General features: G+C 70.4%; 21 protein-coding genes. 8 read left to right on the top strand and 13 right to left on the bottom strand.

Translation table 11 applies throughout. The annotated features are described in order from the left end of the window. Positions 1-22: 22 nt before the first annotated feature. Together MKK69_RS26975 and MKK69_RS26970 are read right to left on the bottom strand one after the other, a co-directional pair. Entirely contained in the window at positions 23-928 is a 906-nt protein-coding gene (locus MKK69_RS26975; RefSeq protein ID WP_243973097.1) for an outer membrane protein, read from the bottom strand. A gap of 265 nt (positions 929-1,193) precedes the next feature. Continuing rightward, a complete protein-coding gene (locus MKK69_RS26970) occupies positions 1,194-2,180 on the bottom strand; it encodes an outer membrane protein (protein WP_243973096.1) in 987 nt (328 codons plus the stop codon). A gap of 288 nt (positions 2,181-2,468) precedes the next feature. On the opposite strand from MKK69_RS26970, the gene MKK69_RS26965 reads away from it, so the two are divergent. After that, positions 2,469-2,801 carry an MmcQ/YjbR family DNA-binding protein gene (locus tag MKK69_RS26965; RefSeq protein WP_243973127.1) on the top strand — a complete coding sequence of 111 codons (333 nt, stop codon included), beginning with the start codon at positions 2,469-2,471 and terminating at the stop codon, positions 2,799-2,801. Between the two features lie 124 nt (positions 2,802-2,925). Here MKK69_RS26965 and glmM read toward each other — a convergent pair whose 3' ends face one another. The 5 genes from glmM to ybgF all read right to left on the bottom strand — a co-directional run bounded on the left by glmM (position 2,926) and on the right by ybgF (position 9,544). Beyond that, on the bottom strand, positions 2,926-4,266 hold the full coding sequence (gene glmM / locus MKK69_RS26960) for a phosphoglucosamine mutase (RefSeq protein WP_243973125.1): 1,341 nt from the start codon (positions 4,264-4,266) through the stop codon (positions 2,926-2,928). 162 nt (positions 4,267-4,428) lie between these two features. Beyond that, on the bottom strand, positions 4,429-5,175 hold the full coding sequence (locus MKK69_RS26955) for a sulfite exporter TauE/SafE family protein (protein ID WP_243973095.1): 747 nt from the start codon (positions 5,173-5,175) through the stop codon (positions 4,429-4,431). A gap of 224 nt (positions 5,176-5,399) precedes the next feature. After that, complete coding sequence (ftsH, locus tag MKK69_RS26950) at positions 5,400-7,322, bottom strand: ATP-dependent zinc metalloprotease FtsH (protein WP_243973094.1); 1,923 nt, start codon at positions 7,320-7,322, stop codon at positions 5,400-5,402. 3 nt (positions 7,323-7,325) lie between these two features. Further along, positions 7,326-8,501 (bottom strand): tRNA lysidine(34) synthetase TilS, encoded by a 1,176-nt coding sequence (gene tilS / locus MKK69_RS26945; protein ID WP_243973093.1) that lies wholly within the window; start codon positions 8,499-8,501, stop codon positions 7,326-7,328. After that, positions 8,498-9,544: a tol-pal system protein YbgF gene (gene ybgF, locus MKK69_RS26940; RefSeq protein WP_243973092.1), complete on the bottom strand. Its 1,047-nt coding sequence runs from the start codon at positions 9,542-9,544 to the stop codon at positions 8,498-8,500. The genes tilS and ybgF overlap by 4 nt, the downstream gene beginning before the upstream one ends. A gap of 149 nt (positions 9,545-9,693) precedes the next feature. Between ybgF and MKK69_RS26935 the strand changes: the two genes are divergently transcribed. After that, positions 9,694-10,995, top strand: a complete 1,302-nt coding sequence (locus MKK69_RS26935) for a methyltransferase domain-containing protein (RefSeq protein WP_243973090.1) — start codon at positions 9,694-9,696, stop codon at positions 10,993-10,995. A 58-nt stretch (positions 10,996-11,053) separates the two neighbouring features. Here the strand turns inward: MKK69_RS26935 and pal are convergent, their stop codons facing one another. After that, a complete protein-coding gene (gene pal / locus MKK69_RS26930; protein ID WP_243973088.1) occupies positions 11,054-11,548 on the bottom strand; it encodes a peptidoglycan-associated lipoprotein Pal in 495 nt (164 codons plus the stop codon). 322 nt (positions 11,549-11,870) lie between these two features. On the opposite strand from pal, the gene MKK69_RS26925 reads away from it, so the two are divergent. Beyond that, on the top strand, positions 11,871-12,266 hold the full coding sequence (locus tag MKK69_RS26925; RefSeq protein ID WP_243973086.1) for a response regulator: 396 nt from the start codon (positions 11,871-11,873) through the stop codon (positions 12,264-12,266). Between the two features lie 6 nt (positions 12,267-12,272). Here MKK69_RS26925 and MKK69_RS26920 read toward each other — a convergent pair whose 3' ends face one another. After that, a complete protein-coding gene (locus MKK69_RS26920; RefSeq protein WP_243973084.1) occupies positions 12,273-13,310 on the bottom strand; it encodes a WcbI family polysaccharide biosynthesis putative acetyltransferase in 1,038 nt (345 codons plus the stop codon). 73 nt (positions 13,311-13,383) lie between these two features. On the opposite strand from MKK69_RS26920, the gene MKK69_RS26915 reads away from it, so the two are divergent. The 3 genes from MKK69_RS26915 (at position 13,384) to MKK69_RS26905 (ending at position 15,976) form a co-directional block, all read left to right on the top strand. After that, a complete protein-coding gene (locus MKK69_RS26915) occupies positions 13,384-14,451 on the top strand; it encodes a GSCFA domain-containing protein (protein ID WP_243973082.1) in 1,068 nt (355 codons plus the stop codon). 74 nt (positions 14,452-14,525) lie between these two features. Further along, positions 14,526-15,125, top strand: coding sequence for a nitroreductase family protein (locus MKK69_RS26910; RefSeq protein ID WP_243973080.1), 600 nt, complete (start codon positions 14,526-14,528; stop codon positions 15,123-15,125). Between the two features lie 101 nt (positions 15,126-15,226). Beyond that, a complete protein-coding gene (locus MKK69_RS26905; protein ID WP_243973078.1) occupies positions 15,227-15,976 on the top strand; it encodes an SHOCT domain-containing protein in 750 nt (249 codons plus the stop codon). An 81-nt stretch (positions 15,977-16,057) separates the two neighbouring features. Here the strand turns inward: MKK69_RS26905 and MKK69_RS26900 are convergent, their stop codons facing one another. Continuing rightward, positions 16,058-17,083: an SIS domain-containing protein gene (locus tag MKK69_RS26900; protein WP_243973076.1), complete on the bottom strand. Its 1,026-nt coding sequence runs from the start codon at positions 17,081-17,083 to the stop codon at positions 16,058-16,060. 217 nt (positions 17,084-17,300) lie between these two features. Between MKK69_RS26900 and MKK69_RS26895 the strand changes: the two genes are divergently transcribed. Continuing rightward, entirely contained in the window at positions 17,301-18,734 is a 1,434-nt protein-coding gene (locus tag MKK69_RS26895; RefSeq protein WP_243973074.1) for an FAD-linked oxidase C-terminal domain-containing protein, read from the top strand. Between the two features lie 66 nt (positions 18,735-18,800). Here the strand turns inward: MKK69_RS26895 and MKK69_RS26890 are convergent, their stop codons facing one another. The 3 genes from MKK69_RS26890 to MKK69_RS26880 form a co-directional block, all read right to left on the bottom strand. Next, entirely contained in the window at positions 18,801-19,325 is a 525-nt protein-coding gene (locus tag MKK69_RS26890) for a MucR family transcriptional regulator (RefSeq protein ID WP_243973072.1), read from the bottom strand. Between the two features lie 431 nt (positions 19,326-19,756). Continuing rightward, entirely contained in the window at positions 19,757-20,968 is a 1,212-nt protein-coding gene (locus tag MKK69_RS26885) for an ABC transporter permease (protein WP_243973070.1), read from the bottom strand. A 109-nt stretch (positions 20,969-21,077) separates the two neighbouring features. After that, positions 21,078-21,572: a DUF4112 domain-containing protein gene (locus tag MKK69_RS26880; RefSeq protein WP_243973068.1), complete on the bottom strand. Its 495-nt coding sequence runs from the start codon at positions 21,570-21,572 to the stop codon at positions 21,078-21,080. A gap of 554 nt (positions 21,573-22,126) precedes the next feature. On the opposite strand from MKK69_RS26880, the gene MKK69_RS26875 reads away from it, so the two are divergent. Continuing rightward, complete coding sequence (locus MKK69_RS26875; protein WP_243973066.1) at positions 22,127-22,285, top strand: hypothetical protein; 159 nt, start codon at positions 22,127-22,129, stop codon at positions 22,283-22,285. Positions 22,286-22,500 lie beyond the last annotated feature (215 nt).

The raw sequence follows: 22,500 nt of genomic DNA, 5'->3' as shown, positions 1-22,500 counted from the left end.
GGCAATATCGGACCGTGCCGCATCAGAACTTGATCGCCGCGCCGGCGCGGACGGTGTTCAGGTTGACCTTGTGCCCGTCGAAGTCGCTGAACAGGACATATTGGTATTCGGCGCGGAGCAGGATGTTCGGGGTGATCGCGTACTCGATGCCGGCCCCCGCCGCCGCGCCGGCGACGACCTTGGTCTTCGACTGCGCCTGGAGCGCGGTGAACGGTGTCCCGTTATAGGGCGCGCTGGGGTTGAAGGCCGTATAGCCGAAATTGTTCACGTAGGTCGGCGTCCCGCCCAAGTTGGCGTTGTAGGCGGTCAGGTTGAACCCGTAATTCTGGTAGGATGTCGAATCGGCGATGCGCGCCCGCCCGATCGCCACGCCGCCGGTCACGTAGGGCATGAAGTTCTCGAACGCGTAGCCGATCCGCGCGCGCAGCGTGCCGTAATCGTTGACCCGGGTGGCGGTGGACCCGTTCAGGCTCACGACTTCGTAGGTGCCGGCGGCACTGGTCTGGCTGCGGCCGAGCCCGTCGCTCGAAACACCCATCCGGCCGAAATAGGTGTAATCGGCCTCGACGCCGAAGACGAACTGGTCGAACTGGACGTTGTAGCCCGCGAAGGCGCCGAAGCTCACATCGCCGACACGCTTCGACGACGGGTTGAGGAGGGTCGAGGCCCTGAAGTCGGACTCGCCCGTCGTATCGTGCGAGTCCCGATAGATCAGGGGCTGCAGCGCACCCTTGGTGCCCAGCGTCGCCGAGGTGTAGCCGCCGTGACCGCCGACATACACGCCGCTCCAGTCGATCACCCGAACCGAAGCCGGGACCGGATCGTACTCGGCGCCGCGCAGATAATCGTAGTCCAGGTCGGCGGCCCGGGCGGTGTTGGCGCCGCAGAGACCGAGAACCGCCAGCAGCGGAAAGGTGACGGTACGCATCGGGATCGTCCTGGGACTGACGTGACGAACGGCGGATCGAGCCTCGACTCAGTGATAGTCGAGTAACCTTAATCATCCGTTGCCCGATATGAATTTCCATGTCGCAATGCTGCTCAAGCGCTGTTTTCGACCCTCGCTCGGATGACATCGATCGTGATCGAAGAGGTCTCCGGTTGCATCCGGTGCTCGCGCGGCGGCCCCGGAACGCGAAACGGCGCGGAGGTCATCCGCGCCGTCGCCGTCCGGTGGTGAGATCGGGGTGCGATCAGTACTTGCGCACCAGCGGGCCGGGGACCGGCTCCGGCATCAGCGGCGGCAGGGGGGCCGACACGACGCCGCCGAGGTAGTAGCGCAGGCCGATCTTCACGTCGTGCGCCTCGATGTCCTTCACCTTGATCGCCTGCAGGCTGCCGGTGCAGCACGGCACGTAGCCGGCGCCGGTCTCGGCCTTGCCGAGGTTCAGGTAGCGGTAGGCCAGCTCGATCTTCAGCGCGTCGGTCACGTTGTAGGCGAGACCAGCATGGAGCGCCCAGGCGAAGCTGCCGTAGGACTTGTCCTTGTAGAACTTGCTGCCGCTGTTGGTGTTGTAGACCGGGTTGCCGTTCGAGTCGTAGACCGGCTTGTAGTTGTAGGACGCCTGGCCGCAGCTGCAATCGTAGTTCGGGTTGCCGTAATCGTAGCCGTAGGTCGGGCTGGTGAACTGCTGGTTGGTCGAGTAGGACGAGATGTGGTTGAAGGCGTAGCCGACGCCGCCGCCGATGAACGGCGTGATGCCGTACCACGTGCCGAGATCGAAATACGCGTTGGCGAGCACCACCGCGGAATCGAAGTTGCCGCTCGACTTGTTGACCCCGTAGGAGCCGAGGCCGTCGTCGTAATCCGGGCCGCGGTAGTATTCGCTGCCGCGCAGGCCGGTGGCGTAGCGGTACTCGCCGGTGATGTCGCCGCGGAAGAACGGGGTGAACTGGTAGCCGACGCCGACGCCCGCGAAGCCGCCGCCGCCGATCTCGTTGCCGAAGGAGCGGTTGGCGTCCGGGTAGCCGGTGTAGTCGTAGGCCGTGCTGTATTTCGGGCGGTTGTAGACGCTGGCGCCCACGTCGCCGCGCAGGTACCAGCCGCCGCCGACCTCGATCGGTTCGGGCGGCGGCGGGGGCGGAGGCAGCAGATCCGCCGCAACGGCGAGGCAGGGCGCGCCGACGCTCGCCGCGAGCGTCAGGCTACGCACCAAAGCGTTGAGCTTGGAGCGGGCCATAAGAATTCCTTTACTGGATTCGTGAGCCCGACGCTCGGCGTGCGTGCTCTTGGTTTACCCTGTGAAGAATGCGGGCAACGTCTTAAATCCGGCTTAACGTTAAGTCTTAGGCTTGCATGTTTTCGCCTGGCCTGCGCAAACCGTTGCTCCGCAAATATTGGTCCCTGTCCAATGCGGAGCGTCTCCACGCCCCCGAGGATCGAACCGTACGTGAGGAAGACTGCATGAGCCGCCCGCTCCGCGCATCCCCGCGTGGCCGGTTCCGGCCCGGCGCGGCGGCGTGAGCCGATGCTGCCCGAGGACGTGCGCATCCTGGCGCTGATGCTGCCCGAGGCGGTCTCGGGCGCCCATAGCGGCAACCCTGATTTCCGCGTCGGCGGCCGGGTGTTCGCGACCCTGTGGGTCGAGGAGGCGCGGGTCGTGCTGCGGCTCGCCCCCGCGGATCAGGCCGACCTGTGCGCGGCCGAGCCGGACCTGTTCACGCCCCTCGACGGGGCCTGGGGCCGGCGCGGTTGGACCAATCTCGACCTCGACCCCTGCGAGGAGGAGGTGCTTCGCACCGCCCTCCTGGCGGCGTGGCGGATGACGGCGCCGCCGGACCTGCGCGCCGCCTACGACTGAGCGCCCAGGTCCTGGTTTCGAAAGGTCGAGACCTTTCGCGGGTCCAGGGCGGAGCCCTGGTGGAGATATCAGGGGCTCCGCCCCCGAACCCCGCCAAAGGGCTCGCCCTTTGGAATCCCGAACTTTAGGCCGCGGCGCGGGTGACGGCGTCGACCACCTCGTCGACCACGTCGTTGACGAGGCTGCGGTCGTCGCCCTCGGCCATCACGCGGATCACCGGCTCGGTGCCGGAGGGGCGGATCACCAGGCGGCCGCCATTGCCCAGCCGCTGGCGGGCATGCGCGATGGCGCTGACCACGCTGTCCTGGCGGAGCGGCTCGCCGGTCCTGTAGCGGACGTTCTTGAGGATCTGCGGCAGCGGCTCGAAACAGTGGCAGACCTCGCTCACCGGCCGCTCCTGCCGCTGCACGACGCTGAGCAGCTGGAGCGCCGCCACGAGGCCGTCCCCGGTGGTGGTGTAGTCCGACATGATGATGTGGCCGGACTGCTCGCCGCCGAGATTGTAGCCGTGCTCGCGCATGTGCTCGAGGACGTAGCGGTCGCCCACCGCGGTGCGGGCGAGCGTCAGCCCGAGGCCGCCGAGGTAGCGCTCCAGGCCGAGATTCGACATGATCGTGGCGACCAGCCCCGGCTGGGTGAGGCGCTCGTCCTCCTGCCAGGACCGCGCCACCACCGCCATCAGCTGGTCGCCGTCGACCACGTGGCCCTTCTCGTCGACGATCAGCACCCGGTCGGCGTCGCCGTCCAGCGCGATGCCGATATCGGCCCGGCGCTCGCGCACCTTCGCGATCAGCGCCGCCGGGGCGGTTGAGCCGACATCGCGGTTGATGTTGAACCCGTCCGGCTCGGTGCCGATGGCGATCACCTCGGCGCCGAGTTCCCACAGGGTCTCGGGGGCGACCCGATAGGCGGCGCCGTTGGCGCAGTCGACCACCACGCGCAGCCCGTCGAGCGTCACGTGCCGCGGCAGGGTGCGCTTGGCGAACTCGATGTAGCGGGCATGCACGCTCTCGATGCGCTTGGCCCGGCCGAGATCGTTCGAGGCGGACAGGCGCTTGTGCATGTCGGCGTCGATCAGCCCCTCGATCTCGTGCTCGATCGCGTCGTTGAGCTTGAACCCGTCGGGGCCGAACAGCTTGATGCCATTATCCTCGAACGGGTTGTGCGAGGCCGAGATCATCACCCCGAGATCGGCCCGCATGGACCGGGTCAGCATCGCCACCGCGGGCGTCGGCACCGGCCCGAGCAGCAGCACGTCCATGCCCACCGAGGTGAAGCCCGCCACCAGGGCGGTCTCGATCATGTAGCCGGAGAGGCGGGTGTCCTTGCCGATCACCACCCGGTGGCGGTGGTCGCCGCGCTGGAACACGAGGCCCGCCGCTTGGCCCACCTTGAGGGCGAGTTCCGGGGTGATCACCCCGTTGGCCCGGCCGCGGATGCCGTCGGTTCCGAAATACTTGCGCACCATCACGATCTCCGGTGCCGGGCTCGCCGCCGGCCGACATACCGACAGTCTAGCCCGACAGAACTTAGCAGATTGGGCAGTTGCCGGGGGCTCGCGCCGGCGGGGTGACCCGGGTGCTCCGCGACAAAGGCGGTCGAAATGCGGCGCGGTCCGGCCCGGGCCCTACAGCACCCGCGGCAGTGCCGCCGCCAGCAGGGTGATCCCCGAGACGGTCAGGAGGCCGAGCACCAGCCGGCGGAAGCCCGTCTCGCTCAGGCCGACATAGGCCCGGGTGCCCAGCAGGACCGGGATCAGCATGGCGGGCAGCACCACGGCCAGCATCGGCAGCGCGGCCCGGGTGACCAGGCCGGAGCCGAGATAAACGGTCATCGTGACGGCCAGCATCGCGAGGTTGAAGTTCTGGATGATCGCGCGCTGCGTGTCGCGCTCGTAGCCGCGCAGGACGCACCACAGGGTCGGCAGCGCGCCGGTGAAGCCGCCGAGACCGCCGAGCAGGCCGCCGCTCAGGCCGACCGCGGCATCCGCCAGCCGCCCGCCCGCATCGATGCGCGGCAGGTCCCTGGCCAGCAGCATGGCCGGGCACCACAGGACCAGCAGGGCGCCCAGCACCAGCTTGAACCAATCGGCGTTGAGATGCGGCAGCAGGAGCACCCCCAGGGGGACCCCGGCCAGCCCGCCCAGCAGGAACGGGGCGAGGCGGGCCCGGTCGAAGCCGCGCCGGACCGTGACGGCGGCGACGATCTGCCCGGTCAGGGATCCGGCCACGGCCAGGATCGCGGCCAGTTGCGGGTCGATCACCCAAGCCCAGAACGACAGGGCCACGAGGCCGAAGGCGAAGCCCGACAGTCCCTGCACGAACCCGGCGACCGCGGCCCCGAGGCCGACGACGAGATACACGGACAACGGCATCAGTGACGTGGCTCGAAGAGATCCAACCCTGGTCTTTCCAATTCGCTCGCCCGATCCGAGCCTCCGGCCGAGCTTTCGCGCGGTGTTCACGGACAGGCGGGGCGGATTGTCATGCTGGCCAGCGGGAGGCTCGGCTTAGCCAATGCATCCCGAAACAGGCCCGGCGCGTAGAACCCAACAAAAAAGGGCGCCTCGCGGCGCCCTTCTCGTTGCGTTGCCTGAACTCACGCCTGCGGCTGCGGTTCGAGACCGCCGTCGCTCTCCTTCGGCCGGCCGCGGCCGGCCGAGGGGACCGAGGAGCCCCGGGCCGGGGTCGGGGGCACGTCGCCGCCGTCGCGGATCGGCGGCTGGCCCTTCAGGAGGTTGCGGATCTCCTCGCCCGAGAGGGTCTCGTATTCGAGGAGCCCCTGGGCCAGGGCCTCCAGGTCGTCCTTGTGCTCGGCCAGGATGCGGCGGGCCTCCTCCAGGCCGGTCTCGACTAGGCGGCGGACCTCGGCGTCGATCTTCTGGGCGGTCGATTCCGAGACCGATTGCTGCCGGCCCATCGACATGCCGAGGAAGACCTCGTCGTTGTTCTCGCCGTAGGCCACGGTGCCGAGCTCGGGGGAGAAGCCCCAGCGGGTCACCATCATCTTGGCGAGACGGGTCGCCTGCTCGATGTCCGACTGCGCGCCCGAGGTCACCTTGTCCTGGCCGAAGGTCATCTCCTCGGCGATGCGGCCGCCCATCATGATCGCCAGCCGGGAGGTCATCTGCTCGAAGCTCATGGAGAGCTTGTCGCGCTCGGGCAGCTGCATGACCATGCCGAGCGCCCGGCCGCGGGGGATGATGGTCGCCTTGTGCACCGGGTCGGTGGCGGGGACGTTGAACGCCACGATGGCGTGGCCGCCCTCGTGATAGGCGGTGAGCCGCTTCTCGTCCTCGGTCATCACCAGGGTGCGCCGCTCGGCGCCCATCATGACCTTGTCCTTGGCGTCCTCGAACTCGTGCATCGTCACGATGCGCTTGCCGCGACGGGCGGCCAGCAGCGCGGATTCGTTCACGAGGTTCATCAGGTCGGCGCCCGAGAAGCCGGGGGTGCCGCGGGCGATCACCTTGAGGTCGACATCGGGGGCCAGCGGCACCTTGCGGACGTGGACCCGCAGGATCCGCTCGCGGCCGGTGACGTCCGGGTTCGGCACCATGATCTGGCGGTCGAACCGGCCCGGACGCAGCAGCGCCGGGTCGAGCACGTCGGGGCGGTTGGTCGCCGCGATGATGATGACGCCCTCGTTGGCCTCGAACCCGTCCATCTCGACGAGAAGCTGGTTCAGGGTCTGCTCGCGCTCGTCGTTGCCGCCGCCGAGCCCAGCGCCGCGATGGCGGCCGACCGCGTCGATCTCGTCGATGAAGATGATGCAGGGCGCGTTCTTCTTGGCCTGCTCGAACATGTCGCGCACGCGGCTGGCGCCGACGCCCACGAACATCTCCACGAAGTCGGAGCCCGAGATGGTGAAGAACGGCACGTTGGCCTCGCCCGCAACCGCCCGGGCGATCAGGGTCTTACCGGTGCCGGGCGGGCCGACGAGCAGCACGCCGCGGGGGATCCGGCCGCCGAGCCGCTGGAATTTCTGGGGGTCGCGGAGGAATTCCACGATCTCCTGGAGGTCTTCCTTGGCCTCCTCGACGCCGGCGACGTCATCGAAGGAGACGCGCCCGTGGGCCTCGTTCAGGAGCTTCGCCTTCGACTTGCCGAAGCCCATGGCCCGGCCGGCACCGGACTGCATCTGGCGCGACAGGAAGATCCAGGCGCCGATGAAGACGAGGATCGGGAGCCAGCTCACGAGCAGCTGGATGAACCAGGGGGTGTTGTCCGACGGCGGACGGGCGGTGATCTGCACGCCCTTGCCCTGGAGCTTGGAGACCAGGCTCGGGTCGTTGGGCGCGTAGCTCGTGAAGTTGCCGCCGCCGACATAGGTGCCGGACACGTCCTGCCCGGAAATCACCACCGATTGGATCTTGCCGGAATCGGCGTCGTTGAGGAGCTGGCTGTAGGCGATCTCGCTGCCGCCGCCCCGGTGGCCGGGGTTTTGGAACAGGGTGACGAGGGCCAGCACCAGCAGGAAGATGACGACCCACAAGGCAAAGTTGCGAAAATTCGGGTTCATCGATCAATCCTTGGCGTGTGCGACCCCCAAGACGGACGCGTCCCTCGGCAGTTCCGGTCCATCCGTGCACACCCCGCCAATGTAGGCGGGGGGCTCTCCCTTGCCAAGTAATTCGGGGGCCCCTGCGGCGAGGGCAGCATCCGGGGCCCGATCCGCCGCCCGCCGGCGCGGGGGTGCGGGGGCGAGACACAGGGTGGCGGCCCCGTCGGTGGAGACCAGAATCCCCGCCAGCGTGCGCCGGATCGCCGAGCGGCCGCGCAGGGCCGGCAGCAGCGATTCGAGGACGAGGGCTTCGAGGCGTTCGAGGCGGCGGGGCGCCGCGCCCGCCCGGGTCAGGGCGAGGTCGACGCACCGCAGGGCCACGGCCTCCGGCAGGGCCGCGAGCGCGGTCCCGTCGAGGCGGATGCGTCCCTCGGTCTCCGGCAGCCGCACCGCGTCGAGGGCCTGCGCGGCGGCGATTCGCAGCGCGGCCCCGTCGCGGGCGGCGCGCGCGGCGAGGCGGGCGAGGCGCGCCGGGGTCAGGCCCTCCCGCTCCAGGATCGGCCAGGCCGCGCGCAGGCGCCCGCGGGCGAAGCGCGGGTCGGCGTTGCCGGGGTCGCGCAGGTAGGGGATGCCGCGGGCCTCGCACCACGCCACCAGGGCGGATTTCGGCAGGGTCAGGAACGGCCGCCCCAGCCCGATCCCGGGCGCCAGCGCCCGCGCGGCCCGCATGCCGGCGAGCCCCGCGGGGCCGCTGCCGGCGGCGAGGCGCATCAGCACCGTCTCGGCCTGATCGTCCCGGGTATGGCCGGTGAGCACGAGGCCGGCGCCGACCCGCCGGGCCTCGGCGGTGAGCAGCCCGTAGCGGGCGGCCCGGGCCGCCGCCTGCAGGCCGGTCCCGGGCTTCGGCCCCGCCCAGGCGAGGATCGCGTGCGGCAGGCCGAGGGCCCGGGCCGCGCGGCCGACCGCCTCGGCCTCCGCGCGGGACTCCGGGCGCAGGCCGTGATCCACCGTGGCGACCTGCACGGCCGGGGCGCCGCGCCCCGCACGCAGGTGCGCAGCTAGGTGCGCGGTGGCGTGCATCAGGCTGGTCGAATCGGGTCCGCCCGAGACGGCGAGGAGGAGGCCGCAGCCATCGCGCACGGCGCGGTCGAGCCAGGGCGCGAGGGCGTCGCGGACCGGGTCGTCCGATCCGCTCAAGCGCCGCAGCGGACGCGCTTCTGCTCGCGCGCCACGCCCTGGCGGACGCCCGTCCCGGCATTCGGGAACTTCCGGTCGAGCTCGGCCAGGGTCGCGCAGGCCTGCTCGCGGGCGCCCAGGGCGGCGAGGGTGACGCCGAGCTTGAGCATGGCGTCGGGGGCCTGGGCGGAGCGGGCGTAGTCGGTGGAAACCTTCAGGAACTGCTCGGCGGCCTCGCGGTTGCGGCCGCGGGCGAGGTAGCTCTCCCCGAGCCAGTAGGTGGCGCCGGCGACGCGGTTGTCGCGGGGATGGGACTGGATGAACTGGCGCAGGCCCATCTCCGCCTGCTCGTACTGCTTGGCGCGGAGCAGCTCCACCGCGGCGTCGTAATCCGCCGCCGGGTCGCCGGGCCGGGTGGCGGCGACGCTCTCGCTCTCGGAGGGCCGGGCCGGGATCGCGCCGGTCCGGGCCGGCGGTCGCAGGTCCACCGGCTCGTCGGAGCCGGGGGCGGCGGTGTCCGCATCCTCGTCCTCGGTCGCCCCCTCGGTCACCCCGTCGAGCGCCCCGTTGATCGCCCCTTGGGGCAGGCGCTGCGGCCGGGGCGCGGCCGTCTCGACGGCCTCCCGGGGCGGCAGCGGCGCGGAGGGCTGGGTGCTGCCGAGCTGCATCGGCGCGCCCGGCGCCCCGGGGGCCTGCCCGGGGTCGAAGGCGTCGCCGCGCTTGCCCGGCCGTCCGGAGCCCGGATTGACGCCGTTGACGCCGCCGGCCGGACCCGCGGCGGGCGGCGCGGCCGCGGGCGCAGGCCTGCCGCCACCCTTGCCCTCACCTTTGCCCTCGCTCAGCCGGAACTCGACATCCTCCTGGAACTTGCGCAGCTGCTCCTTGAGCTGGCGGTTCTCGTACTGGAGGGTCTCGATCTGCCCGGCCATCATCCGGGACTGGTTCTCGATGCGCCCGAGGCGCACCACCAGCTCGGAGGCATCCTGCGCCACGGCCGGATGGCCGAGGAGCGCGGTGGCCAGGGCGGTGACGAGCGCGAGGCGGGTGCGAAGGCGGGCGGGCATGAGGCGGCTGCGGTCCAGTGGCGGCGCGAGCCCCTATCAGATGCGCCGGTCCGCGGCAAAACTGCGGCGGGGTCGGGCCGGCTCCTGGAACCCTGGAGGCGGAGAGCGTCCCATATCCGGCCGCAGCCCCGGACCCGCGACGATCCGGATTGGAAGACATCCGCCTCGTTCAGTGTTTATCGAGATCAATGGCATGTATTTTCGCTCATACATGTGAATATACGCATATTTTTCAAATAAAACGATCTCAATTTCACTCGCACAACCTGAGCAAGCTTCACGCAATCTCCGATGCTTACGGCGCAATCTCCGTGCATTGCTTCGTGAAGTCCGTCATCGTGAAGAATCAACTCGGACCACACGCCGCGCAGGGTTCAGACCGCGACGGCCAGCACGCTCCCGAAGCGGCGCCGGCGTCGATGCCGCGCGAACAGTACCTCCTGGACGGGCTCTCGAAGGCCGGTAAGCTTATCGAGATCGGTCCGGCCCACAATCCGCTCGTGCCGCGCAGCGCCGGCTGGAACAGCTTCAGCCTCGACCACGCCTCCCGGGCGGATCTGGTCGCCAAATATGCGGGCGATCCCTGGGTCGACCCCGCGAAGATCGAGGAGGTCGATTTCGTCTGGCGGGGCGGATTGATGATCGACGCCGTCCCGGCCGAACACCACGGCACGTTCGACGCCGTCATCGCGAGCCATGTCATCGAACACACGACCGACGTGATCCGGTTCCTGCAGGCGGCGCAGACCCTGCTCCGGCCGGAAGGCACCCTGCGTCTCGCGGTCCCCGACAAGCGCAAGTGCTTCGACTTCTACCGCAATCCCTCGACCACGGCCGACACGATCGTCGCCTACGAGGACAGACGAGACCGGCACGACGTGCGCACGCACATCGACTATGCCCTGCGGATGGCGACCAAGCGCGGCTGCCCCGGCTGGTTCGAGGGCGACACCCAGCCCGCCGAACTCCTCCACCGCGTCGACATCGCGTGGCAGATGCTCCGCTACCGCGGCATTCCCGATTACGTGGACGCACACAATTGGGTGTTCGTGCCGGCGAGCTTCGAACTGATGATGCTCGAACTCTGCCAGCTCGATTTCCTCGATCTGCGAATCGAGAATCTGGTCGCGATGCCGGCCACCGAGTTCCTTGTCCGGGTCCGGCCCGGGCGGGAGGCGGTCGATCCGGAGACGATCCAGGCGCGGCGCCGCGCGCTCATGGACCGGATGCTGATCGAACTCGCCGATCAGACGCGGCAGATCGCGGGCAGCCCGCTATACGCGCCGCCCCAAGAACCACCCCAAGAACCGCCCCAACGACCGCCCGAAGCGTCTCCCTCGGACCCTGCCCCGCCCGTGCGACGCTCCGGGTTGCGCCGCTGGCTGGCGGCCGGGGCGTCGCTGGCCGCGGCGTCCGCCGCGCTCCAGCGGGTCGCCCGCTCAACCCGGTGAGCGGGGACCTGCGTCCGCACCGCCCGCGCGGGCGGAGGTTTCGGCCGGCGCCGGTCGCCTACGCCCCGGCGCCGCGGTCGAGCACGATCACCGCCCGGCGGTTCTGCGACCAGCAGGAGATGTCGTTGCACACCGCCACCGGCCGCTCCTTGCCGTAGGAGACCGTGCGCATCCGGTTGGCCGCGATGCCCCGGGTGGCGAGGTAGTCGTTGACCGACTGGGCCCGGCGGGCGCCCAGGGAGAAGTTGTACTCGCGGGTGCCGCGCTCGTCGGCATGGCCCTCGATGATGAAGGTGTAGCGCGGGTAGCGCTGCAGCCACGCGGCCTGCTTGTCGAGGGTCGCGGTGGCGGTGGGGGTCAGGTCGGTGGAATCCGACTCGAAGAAGACCCGGTCGCCGATATTGACGACGAAGTCCTGCGCGCTGCCCGGGGTCGCGGCGCCCGCACCGAACGCGGAGGCGTCGGCGAGGTCCTTGTCGTTGCTGCATGCGCCGAGCCCGCGGGCGGCGACGGATGCGAGGCCGAGGGCGGCGGCGCGGAAACGCTGGGGCATGGGTTCAAACTCCTCGAGCGGTGCCGAAGGCCGGCTGCGGGTCTTCGAGGCGGGTCCGCGTCGTCCTGGATGCCGTTCGTAGGCGCGGATGGTTAAGCGACGGTTCCGCCGCGCGGGGCGGGGCCGTGGTGACGGCCCGTGCCGGGCGGTGGCGTGCGCTGTCGCACCCGGAATGCGGCGGCGGCGGGGCGGCCCGTCCGAGCAGGCGATTTCCGCCGCGCCGGTTGCGGCGATGCCACAGGGGTGCGTCCCGGGCCGGTCTTTAAGATATCGTCAACCCTATCGATCCTTGAATGGTTGTGCCGACCACCGGATATCGTTCATGCGCCCCGCCCCGTGTGTTCTCATCGTCGAGGACAGCTATCTGCTGCTCGAGATCATCGCGAGCCTGTGCGAAGCGCAGGGCATCCGGGTCATCGAGGCGTCGAGCGGCGAGGCGGCGCTGACGCTCCTGCGGGCCCGGGGCGGCGAGATCGACTGGCTGTTCACCGACATCCATCTGCCCGGGCTGATCGACGGCTGGACGGTGGCGCACGCCTACCGGGCGCTCCACGCCGACCGGCCGGTTGTCTACACCTCGACCGATGCGAACCGGCGCGGCGGCGTGCCCGGCAGCCTGTTCCTGCGCAAGCCGTTCCAGGTGCAGGAGGTCAACCGGCTGGTCCGGATGATGGTCGAGGGCCCCGGCGCGGCGATGCCGCTCAGCGCGGCGGGCTGAGGGGGTTCAGCCCGCCCGGAACAGGGCCGCGATCTCCGGGGCGGCGAGCCAGGATTCGACCCGCGACGCGGTGAGGTCGCCGGCGGGCATCGCGTCGTAGATGGAAAAGCTCGCCGCGATGAAGCCCGGCAGGTCGTAGAGCACCGGGAACTCGTCGCTCAGCACCTTGGACTTGAACGCCTTGCTCTTGAACAGGTACGAGCCGGTCAGCCCGAACAGCTCGGCGATCGGGGGGTAGATCGGCCAGATCACGTCCTGGGTCAGCGCGTCGCCGAGGTAATCCTCGATCGCCACGGGCTCCGGGGTGAGGCCGCTCTCCGTGAGCAGGCGGCGGGCGATGTCGCCGATGACGTGCACCTTCGGGTGGTTCATCAGGTGCATGAAGGCGCCGCGGCGCGCCCAGCGGGTCAGCTCCCGCTCCAGGCCGAAGCCCAGGGCCTCGGCGGACGAGACCAGCTCGCGCACGGCCGGATCCCAATGGTCGAGATAGCCGAGCCGCCGGAACACGTCCTCGCGGAACAGGCCGGCGGTGTGCCCGATGGCGAGGCCGAGCCGGTGGGCGGTCAGCGCGATCGCCGAGTGGTACTGCCCCAGGGGCGAGGGCGCGAGCTTCAGCGCGGCGAGGTCCGAGGCCTGGCCGGCATAGATCATGTCGGGATGGAAGGCCGAGAACACGATCGACGGAAACAGCCTGAGACGGGGGTCGGCGGCGCGCAGGGTGGCGGCATCGCCCCCCGGGATCAGACCGGCCGGGAAGGTCTGCGAGAAGACGTGGTCGTGGGTGCGCAGCGTCCGGATCAGGCCGTCGACATGGCCGTGGTCGCGCTTCAGCGAGCCCATGGGCAGGTAGCGCACGGGACTCTTCGGCGCGAGCAGGCGCATCGCCTGGGCGACCCCCCGGGCCTGGCAATTGCCCAGCACCGCGATGGACGGCCCGTCGCGGGTGGTGGCCGCGCGCGACCGGTTCCGCCATGGTGTCGCCCAACTGGGCGTCGACAGGGAAAACGCGCTGCGGGCGCGCCGGGGCAGGTCGTTCAGGGCCACGTCGCGTGCCGGTGTCCGCGGACGGCGCGACGCCCCCGAGGGCGGTCGCCGTCGTGAAGAAGAGGGTTCGAGGATGGCGTTGAATCCGTATACGGGTCTACCGGCCGAGCGATTCTGGCGCAAGGTCGTGACCAACGTGCCGCCCTTCGCGGTCAATCCGCACCCGAAGGACACGTTCGTGATCGCGCCGACCGACAAGGTCGCCACCGGCGGCTCCTGCTTCGCGCAACGGGTGGCCGAGGCGGTGCGCGGCGCCGGGTTCAACTACTACCTGACCGAGCCGCCGACCCCCGGGATGAGCGCCGAGGAGGCCAATGCCCGCCAGTTCGGCACCTTCTCGGCCCGGTACGGCAATCTCTACTACACGCGCCAGTTCGTGCAGCTGTTCGACCGGGCCTACGGCCGGTTCGAGCCGGAGCTGAAGGCGTGGCTGCGCGACGACGGCCGCTACGTCGATCCGTTCCGCCCCACCGTCGAGCCGGCCGGATTCGCCAGCGAGGCCGAGGTGATCGCGGCCCGCGACGCGCATCTGGCCGAGGTGCGCCGCCTGTTCGAGACCCTGGACGTGTTCGTGCTGACCTTGGGCCTCACCGAGGGCTGGCGCTGGCGGGCCGACGGTGCCGCCCTGCCGCTGGCCCCCGGGGTCGCGGGCGGCACCTTCGATCCGGATCTGTATGAGTGCGTCAATGCCGGCGCCGGCGAGGTGCTGGGCGACCTCAACGGGTTCCTCGACCGGCTCTGGAGCGTGAACCCCAAGGCCCGGGTGATCTTCACGGTCTCGCCGGTGCCGATGATCGCCACCTACATGGACCGGCACGTGATGGAATCGAACAGCTACTCCAAGTCGGTGCTGCGGGTGGCGGCCGGCGAGGTGGTCGGCCGGGGCGATCCGCGGGCGGTGTATTTCCCCGCCTACGACATCGTCACGAGCAACGTGAATGCCGGGCGCTACTACAACGAGGACCAGCGCACCATCAACGACGCGGGCGTGCGCCACGTGATGCGCCTGTTCCTGGCGACCTTCGCCCGCGACCGCGCCGCCGCGGCCCCGACCCACGCCCCCGTGGACCTCGCCGCCGAGTTCGAGGGCAATGCCGGCGTGATCTGCGACGAGGAGGAGATCGAGCGCAGCGTGGCGTAGGTCCGGTCAGGTTTGCCTTCGGGCGGGCGTTTCGGGCAAGCTCGGCCACACGCGCTATTCCGGAGACGAATCCCTTGAGCCTGCCCCCGCCCCGCCACGCCGATCACGCCATCGATCCGGTCTTCGTCGCGCGGCACTCGCCCCGCGCCTTCACGGGCGAGGCCGTGCCCGAATCCGAGCTGATGCGGATGATCGAGGCGGCGCGCTGGTCGCCCTCGGCCTACAACTCGCAGCCCTGGCGCTTCCTCTACGCGCTCCGGGGCGACGCCCACTGGGACACCTTCCTCGGCCTGCTGGTGTCCGCCAACCAGACCTGGGCCTCGGGCACCGGCGCGATCCTGTTCCTGGTCTCGAACGGGCTCATGAAGGTCGGCGACGCGCTGAAACCGTCCTACAGCCACTCCTTCGATGCCGGCAGCGCCTCGCTCGCATTCCAGCTCCAGGCGATCCACCAGGGCTGGCACGCCCACGGCATGGTCGGGTTCGACCATGTCCGGGCCCCGGAGGTGCTGCGCCTGCCCGAGAACCACCGGATCGAGGCCGCCTTCGCGGTGGGGCGCAAGACACCCGAGGCGGAACTCGCCGAGGAGCAGCGGCCCCGCGAGACGCCGAACGGCCGCCGGCCGATCACCGACTTCACCCTCGCGGGGCCGTTCCCGGCCGCCGCAGGTTGAGGCGACGCGGAACCGGCGCCTTCGACCGGGGATTGTGTCCGCAGCGCAACGCCGGTCCCGGATCGATCCGGTCCGCCCTGCGACGAATCGGGAGCTGGCTCATGGATCCGTCCGACAAGGCCGAAGCGGCCGCCGGGTTCCTCGATGACGGACGGTTCGACCACGCCTCGGGGCTGCAGAGCGTCGCCGACCGCCACGGGGTCAGCCTCGAGGCGGTGCGCCACCTCATGCGGGCGCTGGAGCGCGGCCACGGCACCATGGCGCAGTTCGACCATCCCGATCTCGGCGGGATGGGCCAATGGTTCTCCGGCGGCATGGTGATGGTCGGCCGGATGTTCGACGACGCGCTGAAGGCGCGGGTCGGCGGCCTCTGCACCGAGCTGGCGTCGGCGCTGCCGGCGGGGGGTTTTTCCGGATCGGAACCCGTATCCCATGGGAGCGGCGGCGCGTGGTGGCCCGCCGGCCTCGGATCCCCGGCCAGCACCGGCTCGCAGAACGGGCTGCGCTACGCCTATTTCCCGGAGACGCGGCGGCTGGCCGTCGAATCGGGCTCCGGCGTCGCCCTCTACGACACCGGCGAGCACCACATCTCCGGGGTGTCGCAGGCGAATGGCAGCCTCGACTTCACCGGCCCGCGGGGCGCCGTCTCCCTCGACCGCCTGCGCCGGATCGAGGCGGAGACGGCGGCTCCACGGCAGGCCGATCCGGCCGAAACGCCGGCCGCACCGGCGCCCTCACCCGCGACCGACGTGCTGGCGACGATCGAGCGGCTGGCGGAGTTGCACGCCCGGGGCGTGCTCACGGAGCGGGAATTCTCCGACAAGAAGGCGGAGCTGCTGGCGCGGCTGTGATTTTCCGGGGCTGCCGGCCTCCCTGAGGGGATGCGGGCGAGGGGGAGAGGTTTTCCCCGCCGCCGACCGGCTCCTGGCCGCTCAGGCGATCCCGGCCCGCAGCAGGTCGTGGACGTGCACGATGCCCACGGGCCGTCCGTCCGTGACGGCGAAGACCGCGGTGATGAGCCGGCGGTTCATCACCTCCAGGGCGGCCTGGGCGAGCTTGTGCGGCTCCACGGTGACCGGATCCCGGGTCATCACCGCCGAGACCGGCGTGTCGAGCAGCGCCGGGCCCATGTGACGGCGCAGATCGCCGTCCGTGACGATGCCGACGAGGCGCCCGGCCCCGTCGGTCACCCCGACGCAGCCGTAGCGCCGGGCCGCGATCTCGATCAGCACCTCGGACATCAGCGCGGTCTCGTGGACCAGCGGCATGTCCTGGGGGCCGTGCATCACCTGCTGCACGGTCTTGAGCCGGGCGGCGAGCGTGCCGCCGGGATGCAGGGTGTGGAACCGGGCCGAGGTGAAGCCGCGCCGCTCCAGCAGCGCCACCGCCAGGGCGTCGCCGAGCGCCAGCTGGATCAGGCTGGAGGAGGTCGGCGCGAGGTCGTGCGGGCAGGATTCCCGCACCCGGGGCAGCTCCAGCAGCACGTCGGCGGCGCGGCCGAGCGTGCTCTCGCCGTTGCGGGTGATGGCCACCAGGGGGATCGAGAACCGGCGGCTGAAGCCGACGAGGTCGGACAGCTCGGCGGTCTCCCCCGACCACGACAGGGCGACGATCACGTCGTCCCGGGCGATCATCCCGAGGTCGCCGTGGCTCGCCTCGGTGGGATGGACGAAGAAGGCGTGGGTGCCGGTGGAGGCCAGGGTCGCGGCGATCTTGCGCCCGACATGGCCGCTCTTGCCGATGCCGCTGACGATGACCCGGCCCTTGCTCTGCAGGATCGTCTGCACCGCCTCCTCGAAGGCCGCGCCGAGCCGGCCCTGGAACGCCGCGCTCGTCTCCTGAAGGGCGGCGATGCCCAGTTGCAGGCTGCGCATCCCGAGGTCCCGGGTGGTGGCGAGGTGCGCCGACGGCGCGTCGTAGCGATCGTCGCGCAGGGCGCTGGAGGCGGGAGCGTTCATCGTTTCCGTTCTGGACCGTCCGGCCGGATCCGCGGGCCGGACGGCGGCGCGGCGCAGGTCCGGCGACGCTAGGCAGCCGTCATGGTTGAAATGTGACGCGGGGACGACGCAGCGACGCAGCGTGGTCGGGGCAGCCCCGGTTGAAGCCGCGCCCGCGCGGGTCCATGCTGGCCCGACGCCAGCCCGCGCTGCGGGTCCGAAGGAGGGCTTAAGCCCCATGACCATCCGCTTCCCCGATCCCGATCCCGCCATCCTCGCCCGGCGCGAGGCGATCCTGGCCGGCCTCGCGCCGCTCGTGGCGCCGGAGGCGCTGGTGGTGAGCGAGGACGAGCGCCGGGCCTTCGAGACCGACGGGCTCACCGCCTACCGGCAGATGCCGCTCGCCGTGGTCCTGCCCTCCACCACCGCGGAGGTGGCCGCCGTGATGGCCTATTGCCACGCCAACGGCGTCCGGGTGGTCCCGCGCGGCGCCGGCACCTCGCTGGCCGGGGGCGCCATCGCGCAGGCCGACGCGATCATCCTGGGCGTCGGCAAGATGACCAAGGTGCTCGACCTCGATTTCGCCAACCGCACCGCCCGGGTCCAGAGCGGCATCACCAACCTGGCGATCTCCGGGGCGGTGACCCACGAGGGCTTCTTCTACGCCCCCGACCCGTCGAGCCAGCTCGCCTGCACCATCGCGGGCAACATCGCGATGAATTCCGGCGGCGCGCATTGCCTGAAATACGGCGTGACCACCAACAACCTCCTGGGCGTCACCCTGGTGCTCAACGACGGCACCGTGGTGGAGATCGGCGGCCAGCACCTCGACAGCCCCGGCTACGACCTGCTCGGCCTCGTCTGCGGCTCGGAGGGGCAGCTCGGCATCGTCACCGAGGCGACGGTGCGGATCCTGCGGGCGGCCGAAGGCGCGCGCCCGGTGCTGGTCGGCTTCTCGAAGGTCGAGGATGCGGGCGACTGCGTGGCGGCGATCATCGCGGCCGGCATCATCCCGGTGGCGATCGAGTACATGGACCGCGAGGCGATCCTGATCACCGAGGACTTCGCGAAAGCCGGCTATCCCCGCGACGCCGAGGCGATGCTGATCATCGAGGTCGAGGGCTCGGACGCCGAGTGCGACGGGATGCTGGCGCGGATCGAGGCGATCGCCCGGGACTTCCGGCCGACCAGCCTGCGGGTCTCGCGCTCGGAGGCGGAATCCGCCGCGATCTGGAAGGGCCGCAAGTCGGCCTTCGGCGCCACGGGTCGGATCTCCGACTACATCTGCATGGACGGCACGATCCCCACCGGGCAGCTCGGCCCGGTGCTGGAGCGGATCGGGACGATCTGCGCCGAGCAGGGCCTGCGGGTCGCCAACGTGTTCCACGCCGGCGACGGCAACCTGCACCCGCTGATCCTGTTCGACATCAACAAGCCCGGCGAATTGCAGAAGGCCGAGGCGGCGGGCGACGAGATCCTGAAGCTCTGCGTCGAGGTCGGCGGCTGCCTGACCGGCGAGCACGGGGTCGGCATCGAGAAGCGCGAGCTGATGCGCTTCCAGTACGATCAGGTCGATCTCGAGCAGCAGATGCGGGTCAAGGCGGTGTTCGATCCGGACTGGATGCTGAACCCCGCCAAGGTCTTCCCCCTGGACGGGCGGCTCGCGGCCTGACCGGGGCCGCATGCCCCTGACCGGGAACGGTGCGCCACCGTCCCCGGTCGGTCGAGGCCGGTCCGTTCAGGCGGCTTCGACCTTGCGGCCCTTGCCGGCGGTGGCAGCCCCCTTGCGGCGACCCTGGGCGCGGCTCGGAGCCGGCTCCTCAGCGGCCTCGGCCTCGGCCTGCTGGGCGCGACCGGGCTGACCGAGGCCCAGGCTCTTGGCGAGGGCCGAGCGCTGCGCGGAGTAATTCGCCGAGGTGGTCGGGTAATCGGCCGGCAGACCGTAGCGCTCGCGGTAGCTCTGCGGATCCATCCCGTGCTTGGTCAGGTGGCGCTTCAGCGTCTTGTACGACTTGCCGTCGATGAAGCTGACCAGGCCGTCGGGGCGGATCGACTTGCGGATCTGGGCCGGCGTCGGCCGCTCGACAGTCTCGGTGGCCGGCGCCGACGGGCCGGAACCGATGGTGTTCAGCGCATCGTGGATGCTCGCGATCAGCGCCGGCAATTCAGCCGACGGGAGCGAGTTGTTGGAGACGTAGGCCGCGACGACGTCCACGGTCCGTTCGATGTAATCCAGTTGCGATGTCGGCGCAGCGTCAGACATTCTCTCTTTCCTTGCTTCGAAGCTTGATGAGGTCTCCTCTGTTCGCGAGTTAAGACACCGGCCAAAAAAAGCAAGGCGATCGACTTCGTTCTCTGTGATCAGCCAAAAGTCTAAGTATGCATCAACCCGTGATGGCTACAGGGTCAGGTTGCATTGGCGGCATTTGGAGGGCACTTGCGGAGCTCTTTACCGCACCCGGACCTGTGAATGCTGCGCCGATCCGCAAGACGGGTTTTCGTAGAGAACAGAGACCTTTACACCCTAGATGAGTGGCCGTCTTGGACCGTCCTCGACGGCGGTTCATCCCCGTTCGTCGGCGTTGCGAAAAATTCGCGCACGGTTTGCGCAAGATTTCGCGACTCGGCCGGATGTCCGGGGCCCGCGGCGCGGCTCGGGAGGCTCAGGCGCCGCCTGAAAACCTCAGGTTCCCGTCAGGCGAAGGTCTTGCGCGGGTCGAACGCGTCGCGCACCGCCTCGCCGGCGAAGACGAGCAGGCTCAGCATCACGGCGATGACCAGGAAGCCGGTCAGCCCGAGCCAGGGCGCCGTCAGGTTGTCCTTGCCCTGGGCGAGGAGTTCGCCGAGCGAGGGCGAGCCAGGCGGCAGGCCGAAGCCGAGGAAGTCCAGGGAGGTCAGCGTCGTGATCGACCCGTTCAGGATGAACGGCAGGAAGGTCAGCGTCGCCACCATGGCGTTCGGCAGCAGGTGGACGGTCATGATCCGAATATTCGACAGGCCCAGCGCCCGGGCGGCGCGGACGTATTCGAAGTTCCGGGCGCGCAGGAACTCGGCCCGGACCACGCTCACCAGCGACACCCAGGAGAACAGCAGCATGATCCCGAGCAGCACGAAGAAGCCGGGGGCGATGAAGGCCGAGATGATGATGATCAGGTAGAGGGTCGGGATGCCGCCCCAGACCTCGATGAAGCGCTGGAAGGCGAGGTCGACCCAGCCGCCGAAATAGCCCTGCACGGCCCCGGCCACGACGCCGATGGCCGAGGAGATCGCCGCCAGGATCAGGCCGAACAGCACCGAGATGCGGAACCCGTAGATCACCCGCGCCAGCACGTCCCGGGTGGTGTTGTCGGTGCCGAGCCAGTGCCAGGGGATGTCGGCGCAGGTCGTGCCGCCGAGCTTTTCCGCCACCGGCCGGCACTGGGCATCCGACAGCATCCAGGTCGGGGGCGACGGCGAGGGGGTCGGCAGGTCCTCGTTGATCGTGTCGTAGGAGAACGGGATCGGCGGCCAGAGCGCCCAGCCGTTCTGCGCGATCTCCCGGCGGATCTCGGGGGAACGGTAGTCGGTCTGGGCGAGGAAGCCCCCGAACGTCTCCTCTGGATAATCGACCAGCACCGGCACCAGCCAATCCCCCTTGTAGGACAGGAGGATCGGCCGGTCGTTGGCGATGAACTCGGCAAAGAGGCTGGTGACGAACAGGATCGTGAAGATCAGGAACGACCCGTAGCCGAGCCGGTTGCGGCGGAAATTGTCGAGGCGGCGGCGGTTGAGCGGCGACAATCCCCGGCGCTGGGCCGGGACGGGCGGCGGGGGCGCCCCCTCGTCCGGCCGCAGGACGATCGGCTGGGCGCCGGGCATCGGCGCGGGCACGACCTCGCTCTCGCCGGGACGGGCGACCTCGTTCATCGCAGCACCCTCCCGCGGCGGACCGGCGGTGGGGATCCCGGCCCCGCCGCCCGCCGCGCCAGGGGGCTGGCGCGCAGGCGGCTTCCGGGCCCGGCCGCCCCGGGGGCGTTCAGCCGTCGATCCGGGTCGCGGTGCCGTCGATCTCGGCCGGGCGCAGGCCGCCGCTGCGCTCCATCCAGCGGCGCAGCAGGCGCACGTTCCGGCGGTTGGCCTTGAAGGCGGCGTCGAACAGGTCGCCCGCCACCGGCACCGCCCCGATCAGCCCGTCGAAGGCGACGTTGAGCCCCATCCGGGTCACCAGCCAGCGCGGCGCCCCGAGGCGCCGGGCCTCGTAGACGATGTAGGAGGAGATCACCATGCCGGCCACGTCGCCGATCACCGGGACGAGGCCGATCAGCGCGTCGAACCCGACCCGCCGGTTGATTCCCGGGATCACGAAGGCCGTGTCCATCAGGTGGGCCAGCGTCTCCAGCCGGGCGAGGCTCGCCTCGGGGCCGAGATCCGCCGACAGGAATTGCGGCCGGCCGCCGGGACGGGCCTCGCCGCCGGGAAAGGTCTCGGCGCGGGCGAAGCGCCCGGCCGGGGAAGCCTGGGTGACAGTCATGGTCGGGATCCGTGGGGAGGACATCCTCCACAACGGCGTGCCCCCCCGGCCGGATCCCGGCCGGCCTTGCGCCCGCGCGTCTCACGCCAGCGGTCCCGGCGAGATCCGTCCCGGCGGGCCCGGCGAAGCAGGGGCGTCGGGACGCGTCGCGGCAGACTGCGCTCACCGGGGTCGCCGCCAGGCCGCGGGTCGCGGGGACGAGGAATGCGGTCGCCCCGGCGCGGCGAGGACCGGGTTCATGCGGGGCGGACCGCAGTTGGGGCGGGCGTCGGGGCATGTCCGCCTGTAGCACGGCTCCGGACCGGTGCGGAATGTGCGCGGCCGCACAGACCCGGTTCCGCGCCCGAAACAACCGACTGACGAATGTTGACTTTCATCACTCGTATCGTAGGTTGCCATCACGGCTGGAGCGGCACTCACGCCGGCGGGGCTTTGCCCCCTCGCCCCGTCAGCGGGGTGCCGCTCCGGTCCTCTCGAAGGGCCATCGACTTGCGGGTCGGTGGCCCTTTCGTCATGTCCGGGACCGGGCGACCCCGGATGCGACGATGCGGACGATGACGCGCTGCCTCCTCTTGGCCCTGCTGATCGCGGGCCTCGGCCTGACCCTGCGCCGCGCCCTGCCGGTCACCCCCGTGGATGGCGCGTTCCACACCGTCCTGCGGGCCTACGCGACCCCGGGCCCCGGCGCCGGGGAAGACCAGCAACACGAATGAAACGTCGCCGCCCTAGTGACGGCGCATTGGCCGGTCACCTGTAGGCCCTGCCGGCGCTGCGGCCCTGTCGCCGCGCTCGTCATGGCGCCGCGATGAACCCTATCGCCGCGGCAAGGAGCCGTTCTGGCCCCGGAGAGCTTTATGGGCTTACGCTCGCGCATGCGGGAGTCGAGGCCGCCGTGTCACGGCACGGCATCGATCTCCGGCGGCGGTCT

Origin of the sequence: Methylobacterium sp. J-026 (assembly GCF_022829585.1) — a bacterium.
Taxonomy (GTDB): domain Bacteria; phylum Pseudomonadota; class Alphaproteobacteria; order Rhizobiales; family Beijerinckiaceae; genus Methylobacterium.
The sequence above is the reverse complement of the archived record's forward strand: the minus strand, read 5'-3'. Positions and strand labels throughout refer to the sequence as shown.